Origin of the sequence: Exiguobacterium sp. MH3, from assembly GCF_000496635.1 — a bacterium.
Lineage (GTDB): Bacteria > Bacillota > Bacilli > Exiguobacteriales > Exiguobacteriaceae > Exiguobacterium_A > Exiguobacterium_A indicum.
Genome location: NC_022794.1, coordinates 828139 through 842808 on the forward strand (window position 1 = coordinate 828139; position 14670 = coordinate 842808).

The 14670-nt window shown below is 46.7% G+C and carries 13 protein-coding genes and 1 pseudogene; 13 read left to right on the top strand and 1 reads right to left on the bottom strand.

Annotated elements, in window-relative coordinates:
• Positions 1-11: 11 nt before the first annotated feature.
• The 7 genes and pseudogenes from tagH to pulA form a co-directional block, all read left to right on the top strand.
• Positions 12-752 (top strand): annotated as a pseudogene (gene tagH, locus U719_RS04145) (teichoic acids export ABC transporter ATP-binding subunit TagH); the annotation flags it as partial.
• A gap of 112 nt (positions 753-864) precedes the next feature.
• The gene (gene wecB / locus U719_RS04150) at positions 865-1965 is read left to right on the top strand and encodes a non-hydrolyzing UDP-N-acetylglucosamine 2-epimerase (RefSeq protein WP_023467472.1); all 1101 of its coding nucleotides are present in this window, start codon (positions 865-867) and stop codon (positions 1963-1965) included.
• Positions 1962-2447, top strand: coding sequence for a hypothetical protein (locus tag U719_RS04155; protein WP_023467474.1), 486 nt, complete (start codon positions 1962-1964; stop codon positions 2445-2447). Before wecB ends, U719_RS04155 begins: the two co-directional genes overlap by 4 nt.
• On the top strand, positions 2437-3825 hold the full coding sequence (locus U719_RS04160; protein ID WP_023467476.1) for an MBOAT family protein: 1389 nt from the start codon (positions 2437-2439) through the stop codon (positions 3823-3825). The genes U719_RS04155 and U719_RS04160 overlap by 11 nt, the downstream gene beginning before the upstream one ends.
• 15 nt (positions 3826-3840) lie before the next feature.
• Positions 3841-5016 (top strand): DHHW family protein, encoded by a 1176-nt coding sequence (locus U719_RS04165; protein WP_023467478.1) that lies wholly within the window; start codon positions 3841-3843, stop codon positions 5014-5016.
• A 25-nt stretch (positions 5017-5041) separates the two neighbouring features.
• Positions 5042-5956 carry an LCP family protein gene (locus U719_RS04170; protein WP_235147623.1) on the top strand — a complete coding sequence of 305 codons (915 nt, stop codon included), beginning with the start codon at positions 5042-5044 and terminating at the stop codon, positions 5954-5956.
• A 228-nt stretch (positions 5957-6184) separates the two neighbouring features.
• Positions 6185-9097 carry a type I pullulanase gene (pulA, locus tag U719_RS04175; protein ID WP_023467482.1) on the top strand — a complete coding sequence of 971 codons (2913 nt, stop codon included), beginning with the start codon at positions 6185-6187 and terminating at the stop codon, positions 9095-9097.
• A 68-nt stretch (positions 9098-9165) separates the two neighbouring features.
• Here the strand turns inward: pulA and U719_RS04180 are convergent, their stop codons facing one another.
• Complete coding sequence (locus tag U719_RS04180) at positions 9166-10425, bottom strand: dicarboxylate/amino acid:cation symporter (RefSeq protein WP_023467483.1); 1260 nt, start codon at positions 10423-10425, stop codon at positions 9166-9168.
• Positions 10426-10738: 313 nt separating this feature from the next.
• Here U719_RS04180 and rpsU point away from each other — a divergent pair, with 313 nt between their 5' ends.
• The 6 genes from rpsU (at position 10739) to U719_RS04210 (ending at position 14669) form a co-directional block, all read left to right on the top strand.
• Positions 10739-10912, top strand: coding sequence for a 30S ribosomal protein S21 (gene rpsU / locus U719_RS04185; protein WP_012369719.1), 174 nt, complete (start codon positions 10739-10741; stop codon positions 10910-10912).
• 21 nt (positions 10913-10933) lie between these two features.
• A complete protein-coding gene (locus U719_RS04190; RefSeq protein WP_023467485.1) occupies positions 10934-11380 on the top strand; it encodes a GatB/YqeY domain-containing protein in 447 nt (148 codons plus the stop codon).
• Between the two features lie 169 nt (positions 11381-11549).
• Positions 11550-12071 (top strand): NfeD family protein, encoded by a 522-nt coding sequence (locus tag U719_RS04195; RefSeq protein WP_235147624.1) that lies wholly within the window; start codon positions 11550-11552, stop codon positions 12069-12071.
• On the top strand, positions 12068-13051 hold the full coding sequence (floA, locus tag U719_RS04200) for a flotillin-like protein FloA (RefSeq protein WP_023467489.1): 984 nt from the start codon (positions 12068-12070) through the stop codon (positions 13049-13051). The genes U719_RS04195 and floA overlap by 4 nt, the downstream gene beginning before the upstream one ends.
• 13 nt (positions 13052-13064) lie before the next feature.
• Positions 13065-13535, top strand: a complete 471-nt coding sequence (locus U719_RS04205) for a hypothetical protein (protein WP_023467490.1) — start codon at positions 13065-13067, stop codon at positions 13533-13535.
• A 171-nt stretch (positions 13536-13706) separates the two neighbouring features.
• Positions 13707-14669 carry a PhoH family protein gene (locus U719_RS04210; RefSeq protein WP_023467492.1) on the top strand — a complete coding sequence of 321 codons (963 nt, stop codon included), beginning with the start codon at positions 13707-13709 and terminating at the stop codon, positions 14667-14669.
• The last annotated feature ends 1 nt before the right edge of the window (position 14670 follow it).

The following is a 14670-nucleotide window of genomic DNA, read 5'->3' on the forward strand; positions in this document are numbered from 1 at the left end:
GAGGGAGAACGATGGGTCATGTCGTGTTTGAGAATGTATCGAAACGGTACATGCTCTATGCCCGACCGATCGACAAGCTAAAGGAAGTGTTGTTCGGTAAGGTGAATGGAAAATCGTTCTATGCTCTGAAGAACGTCTCCTTTTCTGTGGAAGAGGGAGAAATCGTCGGTGTCGTTGGCATCAACGGAAGTGGGAAATCGACACTATCGCATCTGCTTGCTAACGTGACACCACCGACGTACGGTCGGGTCACATTGGGTGGAAAGTCAGCATTGATTGCCATCTCTAGTGGATTGAATAGTCAACTGACAGGGCGAGATAACATTGAATTAAAAGGGCTAATGATGGGCTTGACGAAACGACAAATCGAGACGATTACTCCAGAAATTCTAGAGTTCGCTGATATCGGGGAGTTTATCGATCAGCCGGTCAAGACATATTCGAGCGGCATGCGAGCTCGGATTGGTTTTGCGATCTCGATTCATATTAATCCAGATATCTTGATCATCGACGAAGCACTCTCAGTCGGAGACCAAACGTTTACCGAAAAGTGCCTCGATAAGATGCGTGAATTCCGCGATCAAGGGAAAACGATTTTTTTCGTCAGTCATTCGCTCAGCCAGGTAAAGAGTTTCTGTACAAAAATCCTTTGGTTGGAATACGGGGAAGTACGTCTATTTGGTCCGACGAACGAAACGTTGGCTGAATACAATAAATATCTATATTGGTACAAACAGTTATCAAAAAAGCAAGCCTCCCATTACGTAGCTAAGAAACGAACGGAACGGATCGGTTCCGTGGATCAGCAAATGATGGGCGAGACGATTGAACAATCGTCATGAAATGAGATAGGGGATGAAGTAAATGAAACGTGTCATGCTTGTATTCGGAACACGACCAGAGGCGATCAAAATGGCGCCGGTCGTCAAAGCACTTGAAAATCGTCAGGACGTCGAACCAATCGTCGTCGTTACAGCACAACACCGAGAGATGCTCGATCAGGTCCTTGAACTATTCGAAATCACTCCGGACCATGACTTGGATTTGATGCGTCCGCGTCAGACGTTAGAGGAAATGACGGCGCGTATTTTAAACGCGATGCGTCGCGTCCTCGAAAAGGAACAGCCGGATCTCGTCCTTGTCCATGGGGATACGACGACGACGTTCGCTGCTTCTTTAGCGGCGTTCTATCAACAGATTCCAGTCGGTCATGTGGAAGCAGGACTACGGACATATGAAAAGTATGCGCCGTTCCCAGAAGAGATGAATCGTCAATTGACAGGTGTGTTGGCGGATTATCATTTTGCACCGACTGAACAGGCTGCAATGAATTTACGTGCTGAGAACAAGCAGACACCAATCATCGTAACCGGTAATACGGTCATCGATGCGTTGAAGACGACTGTATCACCGACATATACGCATCCTGTCCTATCGCGCCTAGAGAAGTCGGGACGAAAACTCGTTCTTTTGACGGTTCATCGCCGTGAGAATCATTTACAACTGGCAACGATTTTTGAGGCGATCGAACGGTTAGCAAATGATCATCCAGAAATCGAAATCGTCTATCCGGTTCATCCGAATCCGGTCGTACTAGAAGCGGCAGCTCGCTTGGAGCATCATCCGCGGATTCAATTGATCGAACCGCTTGATGTCTTTGACTTCCATAATCTTGCGGCTAGGGCATCCTTCATTCTGACCGACTCAGGTGGGATTCAAGAGGAAGCACCTTCGCTCGGTGTGCCTGTCCTTGTCTTACGGGAGACGACAGAGCGTCCAGAAGGGGTCGAAGCTGGAACGTTGAAGCTCGTCGGGACGAATCCAGAGATGATTTATACGATGAGTCATCAATTGTTGACGGATCAGGTGTTCTATCAATCGATGGCACAAGCGGCGAATCCTTATGGCGATGGACAAGCGGCGGAGCGAATCGTCGATGCCATCATGAGTGAGGTACCTGTATGAGTCAACGTATTCCTCCAGCGATTTATCAATTCTTTCCATTCGGAACGCAGGAAAAAATCTTGCTTGAGGATGCTACAGATGGTGTCTATTTTGATTTTCAAGAAGCGACGACAGACGACAAATTGTACATTCAGTTGTTTGATCAAGGATTTCAACATCCGCCTTCAAAGTTATACCGGTCAGACGCCACGATTACAGGAGATCTCATCGAGGTGACCTGTCATTTCGAAGTCGATGCACCATGTGTCGTTCAGTTATTCAAGATGCAATATGGACAGAAAAAACGGATGGGATCGGAAACGGAAACCGTCACATTGACGAATGCGACAGTCGTTCATGTACAGATGAAACGAGTACCAGGAGCCAAGTATTTCAAGGTGGCATGGAAGTTCTTGCAAGAGGGGAGCTTCCGGGTCCATCTCCGGGACATTCAGATTGTGCAACATGTCACGGCAGGGGAGGAAGCGACGTATGCTATTTAGTTCGACGATATTCTTATTTCTGTTCTTACCGACTGTGTTGATCGTCTATTACCTACTCCCACGCAGCTTCCGAAATGGCTGGTTATTAGTGACGAGTCTATTCTTTTATGCATTCGGAGAACCGCGTTTTGCATTGCTGATGCTACTGAGCGTCACAATCAACTACTTCTTCGCCTTGTTCGTCGATCTGTATCGACACCGAATTGGCGTCAAATGGATCATGTTCAGCATGATCGTAGTCAATCTGGGGTTACTCGGCTGGTTCAAGTACAGCGGATTTTTTGTTCGTTCAGTCAACGAGACATTCGGATTAGGATGGTTCGTACCAGAAGTCGTCTTGCCACTCGGGATCTCGTTCTATACGTTTCATGCGATGAGTTATGTCATCGACATCTACAAAGGGAAGGAAGCGGTGCAAAAGAATCCGCTTGACCTCGCCCTTTATATCGCGTTCTTTCCCCAACTCGTCGCGGGTCCGATCGTTCGCTATAACACGATTGCGAGCCAAATCGAGTCACGAGAAGAGACGGTTTCCGATTTTGCCCGAGGGGTTCGTCGGTTTACGATCGGCTTAGCTAAAAAACTGATTCTTGCCAATGGATGTGGTCAGGTCGCGGATGCCATCTTCAATATGAAAGATCTTTCGATGGGGCTTGCTTGGATCGGCATCATCGCCTACGCCTTACAAATCTATTTCGATTTTTCGGGATACAGTGATATGGCGATTGGACTAGCTTTGATGTTCGGATTTCATTTTCTTGAGAATTTTAACTATCCCTACATTTCAAAGTCAGTTTCTGAATTTTGGCGTCGTTGGCATATTTCGCTTGGATCGTGGTTCCGGGATTATGTCTACATCCCGCTTGGTGGAAATCGTGTCTCACCATGGTTACAGTATCGCAACTTAGCAATTGTCTGGATGCTGACAGGTCTTTGGCATGGTGCGAGTTGGACGTTTGTCGCGTGGGGAGCGTATTACGGAATCTGGATCATGCTCGAGAAAGCATTTCTCGGGAAATGGTTGGAGAAAATGCCAGTCTTCTCGACCGTTTGGACACTCGTACTCGTGTTGGTCGGTTGGGTATTCTTCCGTTCCGAGACGTTCCCAGAAGCCGTTACTTACATTCAAGCGATGTTCGTACCAGATGTAATCTGGGATGAACGCGCGAGCTACCAGCTTGTCCAAAATGGTGTTCTATTGCTTGTCGCGTGTATCGCAGCGACACCGATTCCGAAAATCATCGGAGAGCGATTAGTCGTGTCACTCGGAAGAATTGGTACGACGATGCAGTATGGGTATGCGATGTTGCTACTATTTTTGGCGACATCAGCACTTGTTGCAAGTACGTTTAACCCCTTCATCTATTTCCGCTTCTAAAAAGGAGGTCTACTGATGGCACAGCCACTTGAAACAGAAAATAAGCAGGGACAAAAACGGACGACTTCTTTTGAACGGATCATGATGTGGGTGACGACGATTAGTTTTTTACTCATCTTGTTAACGATTGGTATCGGAACGATCGTCCGAGAGGATCGTGTGCGTTCCCAGTTAGAAAACCGTATACTCGCACAATCGGTCAATCCGACGATCGAAGGAATCGCGACTGGAAAAGACATGCTGAAGATGGAGACGTATTTCACGGATCAACTACTTTTGCGGGGAACGTTCGTTGAGATGCAAGCGCTACTATCGAAGGATGTCTTCAGACAGCCATTTCGTAATGGAATCTATACAGCTAAAAATGGCTATATGATCGAACCGAGTGCCTCGACTCAAGTCCAGATTCCAAACGCGTTTCAGCAATTCGTGCAAGAAGTCGATCGACCCGTATATATGGCGCTAGCTCCATCGAAGACGGTCATTGCTGAACGCGATCAGTTGATCCCATCGTATGTTGCTTCGAATGCACGGACACGTTACGCAGGAATGATTCGTGACTTCAAGGCTGCCGGGATGACGAATTTGTCACTTGATCAATTAAAACTAACGGACTACTTCAAGACGGACCATCACTGGAATATCGACGGGGCAGCGTCAGCATACCAGACGATTACGAAGGGGATGGGCTTGCAACCGGTCACACCATCAAAAGCAGATCGTAAAGAGGATGAGCATGCCTATTATGGTTCATTAGCGCGAAAGACGACGCTTGCGTACGCGACGTCCGGTGATCAGTTAGCTTATTATGGACCAGCATTCTTTAAAGGGATCGATGTCTGTTACGACGGGGCATGCGATCGCCCAGTCATTGATGAATCCTTCGTTCAGCAGGAGGGAGATTACGTCGATCGGTATGAAGTATTCTTGCGCGGGAATCACGGCATCATGTCGATGAAGGAGCAGACGAAGAATGATCGCCCAACGATTCTCGTCTTAAAGGATTCATTCGCGAATCCCGTCTTACCGTTCCTTGCTAAAAGTGCCAATCTGGAAGTCGTCGACGTTCGTTATGTGCCAAAATCATTCGACGTCTCGCAGTTCGCTAAACAAAAACAAGTCGACTCCGTATTGTTCCTGCATAACTCGAACATTGCTGGATTGATGAAGACGTATGAAAACACACTATGAAGGAGTTCATGACATGAGATCCCGAATGGCGAAAAGAAAACCACGCCTTGTTTGGCGCGTATTGAGTGCGCTCCTACTAGGGTTCGTTCTGATTGCTAGTACATCAGCTGGTTTAGCTTTTTTAAAAGTGAAGCAAACGGCAGACGCGTTCTTAACACCGTTAGATGGAGAGCGGCCGAAGCCACTCGAATCGATGAAGCCGGTCAATGTCTTATTACTGGGCGTGGATGAACGGAAAAACGATAAAGGACGTGCCGATGCCATCATGCTTCTTTCATTCAATCCAAAAACGAGACAAGCGACTTCCCTGTCCATTCCAAGAGATATGCAGGTAACCGTGCCGTCTGGCGAAAAGACTAAAATTAATCATACCTATGCCTATGGGGGGGTGAAAGAGACAGTCGAGACGGTGGAGCAGACGTTTGAGACCGATATTCCTTATTATGCGAAAATCAACATGGATGGATTAATTGAGTTGGTCGATGCTGTTGGGGGTGTCACGGTCGACAATCCATCTGCCTTCAGTTGGAACGACCGTCGTCTTCAAAAGGAGTATGAGAAAGGGAAAATTCATCTGACGGGTCTTGAAGCGAGTGGTTACGCTCGGATGCGAAAGCAAGATCCACTCGGCGATATGGGACGACAAATTCGTCAGCGTCAAGTGCTAGAAGCCGTCGGAATGAAGCTTGCTGGACCACAGTTGTTGACGCAACTCGAAAAGATTACGGACGTCATGAAAAACAACTTTACGACGAATATTGGACTCGATGTCGCAGCGCAACTAGCGCAGGAAAATCAGCGGGGGTTCGAACAATTAAAGCCGCTGAAAATCGAGGGAGAAGGATATATCGCAAGTGATGGTGTCTGGTATTTCTTTGCATCGGACGAATCAATGGAACAGACGAAGCAGACAATCGCTAAACTTCTTGCACGATCGTAAGCTATAATTAGTAGTACCATCAGACAAACCAGGATGAGCGTCTCTAGCACATGATTGTGGAGACGCTTTTTTTCTGTCTTCCTCTGATGTAACTCCCCATTCTTTTTGAAAAAAAGTGCTTGGTTCAAAAGTCTTATTTTCGACCAAACCGATGAAATAGGCTTTGACAGGACCTGTAAACGGATGCAAAATGAAAACGATTACATACCAAAAGGAGATGGCTACCGTATGAAACGCATGAGATTCGTTTGTATCGTTGCGCTAACGTTTGCACTGATATTTAGTGGACTCTCTTTATCTGGTCAAGCACTGGAAAAAGGGAAGTCGACATTGGTCATCATTCACTACAAGGCAGACCCGAATGCCACGAAGGATTGGAATCTGTGGTTATGGGCAAATGGACCGGATTATTTTCCGAATAAAGCTCACGCTTTTAACGGCGAGGATGCTTACGGAAAAATCGCAGCTTATGAATTCCCAGTTGATCAGCCGGAAAAAATCGGCTTTATCGTTCGAGATGATAACTGGAACAAAGATGGGGGATCTGAGAATGATCGCTTCATTACGAAAGACATGATTAAAAATGGTGTTGCTGAAATCTGGATCGAGTCGGGAAGTAAGAACATCTCGACAGTCAATCCAAGCAATGGAGCAGATGTCGAAAATATCGACACGAACATCCACTATTACCGGTATGACAATGATTATGAAAAGTATGGCGTTTGGTCTTGGCCGGAAGAGCAGGATGGCAAGCGATTCGAGTTTGACAAGCAAGATGAGTTCGGTGCCGTTGCCAAGGTAACACTCGATAATCCGACGAAAGCACGTCTTGCAGGCGTCATTCCTCATCTTGAAGGATGGTCGGAAAAAGACGGAGCTGATCGTTTCTTTTATGCAGGGGCGAAAGACATCTGGTTGATTGAAGGGGATCAGACGGTATACTACAGCAAACCGGAAATCGATCGCACACCGAAAATCACAAGCTTTTTAGCAGATGACTTCCGGACGATGACATTAAAAACGAATGCACCGTTGACGGAAGAAGACGTAAAGGCATTTACGTTTGAAGGCGTGACGAATCCAGCCGTGTCAGCAATCGATGCCAAAACGGTAAAAGTCGAAGTCACTTCAGATATCGATTTAGCAAAAGTCGTCCGAGCGTCTCATCCTGTTTTTGGAGAAGCAGTCCTTGAAGCGGGTAAAGTGCTCCGTTCGAAAGCATTCGACCAAAAGTATGCCTACGATGGAAAACTCGGTGTCGACTATCAAAAGTCAAAGACGACGTTTAAAGTTTGGGCACCGACAGCACAAGCGGTCGAGCTCGAATTGTATCGCTTACCAAAGCAACAAGCTGCTACGACAAAAGATATCACGCGCGAAATCAAGATGGAACGAACGGATCGTGGTGTGTATCAAGTGACGGTCAAGGGCGATCTTGACGGTGTCGGATACACATACGAAGTCAAACATGCCAAAGAATCGACGCGTGCGGTTGATCCGTATGCGACAGCAGTCGCCGTCAATGGCGACCAAGGTGTCGTCGTCGACTTACGCGAGACGGATCCAAAACGCTGGACAAATGGAAAAATGCCACTTCGCCATGCGACAGATGCGATCATCTATGAATCACACGTCCGTGATTTATCGATGTTTGATGTGACGAACTCGGGTTACGATTCAGGTATCAAACAAAAAGGGAAGTATCTCGGCGTCATCGAGCCAGGTACACGTTTAACGAAGGATGGTAAAAAAACGAAGACGAAGACGGGACTTGATCATCTGAAGGAACTTGGCATCACGCACGTTCAGTTCATTCCAGTCTATGATTTCAACACAGCTTCCGTCGATGAGACGAACCCGCTTAAATCGTATAACTGGGGTTATGATCCAAAGAACTATAACGCACCAGAAGGATCGTATGCGACAAACCCCTATGATCCAAAAGTCCGAATCAAGGAAATGAAGCAGATGATTCAAGGGCTACATGACAATGGACTTCGTGCTGTCATGGATGTCGTCTACAACCATATGTTTGACGCAAAGGCATCAAACCTTGATAAAATCGTTCCTGGTTATTACTACCGTTATACAGAAGGCGGCGATTTAGCGAACGGAACGGGTGTCGGAAACGATACAGCGTCTGAGCGTCAAATGATGCACAAATTGATCGTTGATTCTGTCTCTTACTGGGCGAAAGAATACCACTGGGACGGATTCCGATTTGACTTAATGGGCATTCATGACGTCAAGACGATGAATGATGTCAAACAGGCGACAAAACGAATTGATCCGTCGATTCTCATATTCGGAGAAGGGTGGAGCCTTGGAACACCGCTTCCAGATTCAGAGAAGGCCAACCAAACGAATACAAAACAAATGCCAGGAATCGGACATTTCAATGACAACCTACGCGATGCGCTCAAAGGTAGCGTCTTCATCGATTCAGATGCTGGTTTCATTAACGGAGCAACGGGTCTTGAAACGCGCATCAAACGCGGAATCGTCGGAGAGATTGCTTATAACAAAGAGATTAAAGGATTTACGCAAGAACCAGATCAAGCGATCACTTACGTTGAAGCACATGATAACCATACGCTCTGGGATAAGTTGAACCTGACGAATCCGAAAGACAATGACGCAACGAAGACAAAGATGCATCGTTTGGCTTCAAGTATCTTGTTGACGTCTCAAGGAACAACGTTCATCCATGCAGGACAGGATTTCATGCGGACGAAGGGCGGCGACCATAACTCATATAAATCACCGGATTCTGTCAACCAGCTCGACTGGAAACGGAAGATGGACCGTCAACAAGACGTTGATTATATGACAGGATTGATCGAGTTACGCAAAAAGAATCCAGTACTTCATTTAGCAACAGCAAAAGACATTCGTCGTTACCTGACGTTTGAAGCAGCACCGGCTCAAGTCATCGCGTATCGACTAGATGATTCTGCGCCGAAACAAAAAGAGGATCTCTATGTCATTCACAATGCAAATCGAAAAGCAGTCGACATGAAGTTACCAAAAGGAAAATGGAAGCTGCTTGTAGACGGTAAACAAGCAGGAACCAAAGCAATCCGTAACGTATCAGGTACGGTTCGTGTCGAAGGACTTAGCTCATTCGTCTTATCAAAATAAGTGAACAGATAAAAAAGGACGTTCCGCAGTTGGCGGAACGTCCTTTTCGTCAGTCGAGAAACGTGCAATCAAGCGTAACGCTCATCCGTTTCTTCGTTCTCTTCTTCTTTCAGATTACCTTGTTCCGATTTCGAGACGATGACGGCACATGCTGCGTCACCAGTGATGTTGACGGCTGTCCGCATCATATCAAGAAGACGATCGACACCGATGATTAAAGCGATCCCTTCGACCGGTAGATTGACCGATTGAAGAACCATCGTCAACATGACGAGACCGACACCCGGTACACCGGCTGTTCCGACCGATGCAAGAACAGCTGTCAGGACGACCGTCGCAAGTTGACCTGGCGTCAAGTCAACAGCGTAGACTTGCGCGATGAAGACAGTCGCGACACCTTGCATGATTGCTGTTCCATCCATGTTGATCGTCGCACCAAGAGGCTGGACGAAACTTGAGACGGAACGCGGAACCTTCAACTCTTTTTGAGCCGTTTGCATCGCAACAGGGAGTGTTGCGTTCGACGAAGACGTCGAGAAAGCGAACAGCATGACAGGTGCGAACTTCTTAAAGAAGAAGAACGGGTTCATCTTCCCAAGAAGTGAAACAGTCGAACCATACGTCAATACGGAATGGACGAATAGTGACAAGATGACGACACCCATATAAAGTCCCATTGCTTTTAGCGAATCCCACCCTTGAGAACCGACGGCTGATGCGATCAAAGCAAATGCTCCAAGCGGTGCCATTTTCATGACGAGCGTGATCAAGTACGTCATTAAATCATTACCCTGCTCGATGAACGTCCGTAGTGTCGAGACTTTTTGACCGAGGAACGTGATCCCAAAACCGATAAAGACACTGAAGACGATGATTTGTAGCATATTTCCTTCCGCCATCGACGTGATCGGGTTCGTCGGGAACATACCAACGATTGTGTTGATTATGCTCGTATCTGGTAGATTTCCGTTATCATATTCCAGACCTTGCGTCTCGAAGTTACCAAACGTACCCGGTTTGATCAGTAATGACAAACCGAGAGCAATGACAATTGCGACAGCTGTCGTCGTCATGAAATAAGTGATGGCTTTACCACCAACACGACCAAGCTCTTTTGGATTTCCAAGTCCCATGACGCCAAGGGCGATTGAGAAGAAGACGATCGGTACGACGAGCATCTTAATTAAGTTCAGGAAGATCGTTCCGATGGGTTGTAAAGCATATTTATTCAATCCCTCATAAATCGACTTGTCCGGTAAGGAAGCGAGGACGATTCCGAGAATCACCCCGAGAATCAATCCCCAAATGATGCGCTTTGCTTCTTTCATAAGTAATGTCACACTCCTTTATTTGATAATTGTCTATATTTTGACACATCATCACCCTTTTTGACAAAACATTTTAAAAAATAGATGATAACGCTTACAAAAAAGTTTCTGGATTTTGATGCAGGAATGACTAGATTTTGTTGTCAAACGGATGCAACCATGAGAGGATAGATAAGAACAAAAAGGAACAGCGTAGGGTACAGAAAAGTCGCTAGAATCAACTGTTGACCAAATTGTATATTCCTACTATAATGTTGTATGACGTGTCTGACACGTTTCCTTTAGTCGGTAATATCGGAGGGAGGGAAAACTAGTGGAAACTCGTGTACGTAAAAATGAATCACTTGAAGACGCACTTCGTCGCTTCAAACGTGGTGTTTCAAAAGATGGTACGCTTGCAGAAGTTCGTAAACGTAAACACTACGAAAAGCCAAGTGTAAAACGTAAGCTTAAATCGGAGGCTGCGCGTAAGCGTAAGAAGTTCTAACGTTAGAGAGGGTGTATCCTCATGAGTCTTCAGGAGCGTTTGACAGCGGATATGAAAGAAGCCATGCGTCTACGTGAAAAAGATCGTCTTACGACGATTCGGATGGTGAAATCATCGCTGCAAAATGAAACGATCAAACTCGGTAAGCAAGAATTGACAGACGAGGAAGAATTAACAATTCTTTCACGTGAAATGAAGCAGCGCAACGACTCCCTCCGAGAATTCGAAAGCGCTGGTCGTCACGATCTCGTCGAGAAAATTCAAGCAGAGATTGTCGTGCTCGAAGCTTATATGCCAAAACAGCTTTCCGAGGAAGAAGTACAGGAAATCGTCGACGCAGCTATTGCGCAGACGGGTGCCTCTGCTCCTTCAGATATGGGGAAAGTAATGGGTATCGTCATGCCACAGCTTAAAGGCAAGGCAGACGGTGCGTTAATTAATCGACTCGTCAAACAACGGCTCGCTTAATACATGAAAAAGGTGTCCTTCGGGGCACCTTTTTTGTCGTTCCTGTCACAATTAAAAGTTTCTTAATGAATTCAGAATAGTCATGAAACCTTTTTGTTTTGAAAGCGTATATAATTATAGTAACGAATCAAAGTGCAAAAGAAGCAGCTTCTGACACGAATGAAAAGGGGTGAACGTACGCATGACGTTTAGCTTAGGAATGATTTTGGCGGTCTTCATGATTGGGGTCCTCATGTTACTGGTCGAAATATTCGTCACAGGGTTCGGAATCTTTGGAGTCCTCGGAATCGGTGCGGTCCTTGCTAGTCTGATCATGGCAGGCGCTACAGTTGGTCAAGTAGGTATCGCAATCGGACTTGCTGTATTTCTATCGCTTGCGGCCGGATACTGGGCGTATCGCAGAATTAAATCAAATCAGTCGTTACTATGGCGCGGTTTGATTTTGACGGATTCGACATCGTCTGAAAAAGGCTATCTCTCCCATCAAGACAAAGTACAACTGTTAGGACAAGAAGGAGTCAGTTTGACGCCTCTTCGTCCATCAGGAACGATTGAAATCGATGGGAATCGAATTGATGCCGTAACGGAAGGGACCTTCATTCAAGCGGGGGAAACAATCGTCGTAAAAGAAGTGACGCATGGACGCGTCATTGTTAGAGTCCAACATACGAAGGAGGAGTCCCACACATGACACCTGAACTATTGACCGTATTACTCATATCTGGAGGAATTTTAATTTTCCTCGCCATCTTCTTCACGCTCGTTCCGATCCCACTTTGGATCAGCTCGCTCGCAGCAGGCGTACGTGTATCGATCTTTACATTAGTCGGGATGCGACTACGTCGAGTGACACCATCTAAAATCGTCAATCCGTTGATTAAGGCAGTTAAAGCGGGATTGAACTTGAATACGAATCAACTGGAAAGTCACTTCCTTGCCGGTGGTAACGTTGACCGCGTCGTCAATGCCTTGATTGCAGCACACCGTGCGAATATCGAGTTGAGCTTCGAACGCGCAGCAGCGATTGATCTTGCTGGTCGTAACGTTCTGGAAGCTGTTCAAATGTCGGTTAACCCGAAAGTCATCGAAACACCATTTATCGCCGGTGTGGCAATGAACGGGATTGAAGTAAAAGCGAAAGCCCGGATCACGGTACGTGCGAACATTGATCGTCTCGTCGGTGGTGCTGGGGAAGAAACGGTCATCGCACGTGTTGGTGAGGGTGTCATCTCAACCATTGGTTCGTGTAATGACCAAAAAGAAGTACTTGAGAATCCAGAGATGATCTCACGGACGGTTCTTGCGAAAGGACTCGATTCGGGTACGGCGTTCGAGATTCTCTCGATTGATATCGCGGACATTGATATCGGGAAAAATATCGGTGCGGTTCTGCAGACGGATCAAGCAGAAGCAGATAAGAACATTGCGCAAGCAAAAGCGGAAGAACGTCGCGCAATGGCGATTGCAAGTGAACAAGAGATGAAATCACGTGTTGAAGAGATGCGTGCGAAGGTTGTCGCTGCTGAAGCGGAAGTGCCCCTTGCGATCGCTGAAGCGATGCGTGACGGTAACTTTGGCGTCATGGATTATGCAAACTACTTGAACGTGACGGCAGATACGAAAATGCGTCAAGCAATCGGTGGGCAATCATCACCAAATGACTCACAATAAAGGGTGAGACGGTATGGATATCATATGGGTCGGATTGATGATCGCATTCGGTGTCATCTCCGTCATCTCAAAAGCAGCGGATAAAAAACCGAAGCAGACGAACCGGACACCTTCAAAGGAGTTCGGCGACTATGTGAAACAAATAACCGAACAGGTCGATACGGCGCGACAAGAGATGGTACCTCCACCTGTCGTTCGTAAAAAAGCACCCGCGAAGAAACAACCGGGGGTAACGCAAACAAAAGCGCGACCCGTTCATGAACGAACGGAATTGCAACAACGTTTGGACCAGCGTCAGAAACAACATTCGAAAAAAGGGATGTCCTCTTCGACGATCGGTGAAATCAAAGATAGCGTCGCAGACGGTGCTATTGGAACGTCGAGTCGTTCAGCATCAGCGACGAGACTCTCACAGGATGAAATGCGTCGTGCCATCGTCTGGAGTGAGGTTCTGGGTGCACCCGTTTCAAAACGAAAACGATGATGATTAGACAGTGAGTCGATCCTACGAAACGCGTAGGATCGACTCTTTTTATTTCCCAAAAGGTGGGAACGGGTTTTTCTTTCCATCTTTTCGGCGGAAGTGCTAAAGTGGAAGAGATTAGATATGAAGCGATGACAACTTGTTATCCATGACTAGGAGGCCATTCACAACGTGATATTCAACGAAAGAATCCCATTTGCATTTTCGAATTCAGAACAGATTCAAGCATTCGTCGGTCCGAATGATGCAGTCTTACGTACGATGGAAGCAGAACTTGACGTTCAGCTTACGCATCGAGGAGATGAGCTGTTGGCACAATCCGAACAGGAGCAGTCTGTAATCTTAGCAGGACAGGTCGTAGGCGTCTTGAAACAACTTGTGAATCGTGGAGCTGTTTTGACGGAGCGTGACGCGACGAGCGCCATTCAACTGGCACGTCAAGATCGGGTGGATGAACTACTGGAACTTTACGATACGGTCATTCATACGAATCATAAAGGAAAACCACTTCGTGCAAAGACACTCGGTCAAGCACGTTACGTTCGGGGAATCGACCGCTGTGATTTGACATTTGGTATTGGACCAGCGGGAACCGGAAAAACGTATCTTGCTGTCGTGATGGCGGCAAAAGCGTTAAAGGAAGGTCACGTCAAACGACTTGTCCTGACGCGTCCAGCAGTAGAAGCAGGAGAAAATCTAGGATTCCTTCCAGGGGATCTGAAAGAAAAAGTCGATCCCTATCTACGTCCTCTATACGATGCGCTACATGACGTACTTGGTGTCGAACATACGGCTCGTCTGCTTGAGCGTGGCGTCATCGAGATCGCGCCGCTCGCTTACATGCGTGGACGGACACTTGAACATGCCTTCGTCATTCTTGATGAAGCGCAAAATACGACACGTGAACAAATGAAGATGTTCTTGACGCGTCTCGGATTCCATTCGAAGATGATCGTCACAGGCGATTTGACACAAGTCGATCTTCCGCGAGGAAAAACGTCTGGTCTACAAGAAGCGTTACATTTGCTCGGCAATGTCAAAGGGATTCATTTTGAGCACTTTGGCTCAGCGGATGTCGTGCGTCACCCACTTGTCCGAAAAATCGTTGATGCTTATAGTCAGGATTTGACCTAAG

Coding starts and splice junctions, on each gene's coding strand:
- U719_RS04165 (WP_023467478.1), top strand. CDS start 3,841: ATGGCACAGCCACTTGAAACAGAAAATAAGCAGGGACAAAAACGGACG.
- floA (WP_023467489.1), top strand. CDS start 12,068: ATGACACCTGAACTATTGACCGTATTACTCATATCTGGAGGAATTTTA.
- U719_RS04155 (WP_023467474.1), top strand. CDS start 1,962: ATGAGTCAACGTATTCCTCCAGCGATTTATCAATTCTTTCCATTCGGA.
- U719_RS04170 (WP_235147623.1), top strand. CDS start 5,042: ATGGCGAAAAGAAAACCACGCCTTGTTTGGCGCGTATTGAGTGCGCTC.
- pulA (WP_023467482.1), top strand. CDS start 6,185: ATGAAACGCATGAGATTCGTTTGTATCGTTGCGCTAACGTTTGCACTG.
- U719_RS04205 (WP_023467490.1), top strand. CDS start 13,065: ATGGATATCATATGGGTCGGATTGATGATCGCATTCGGTGTCATCTCC.
- U719_RS04160 (WP_023467476.1), top strand. CDS start 2,437: ATGCTATTTAGTTCGACGATATTCTTATTTCTGTTCTTACCGACTGTG.
- U719_RS04180 (WP_023467483.1), bottom strand. CDS start 10,425: ATGAAAGAAGCAAAGCGCATCATTTGGGGATTGATTCTCGGGGTGATT.
- wecB (WP_023467472.1), top strand. CDS start 865: ATGAAACGTGTCATGCTTGTATTCGGAACACGACCAGAGGCGATCAAA.
- U719_RS04190 (WP_023467485.1), top strand. CDS start 10,934: ATGAGTCTTCAGGAGCGTTTGACAGCGGATATGAAAGAAGCCATGCGT.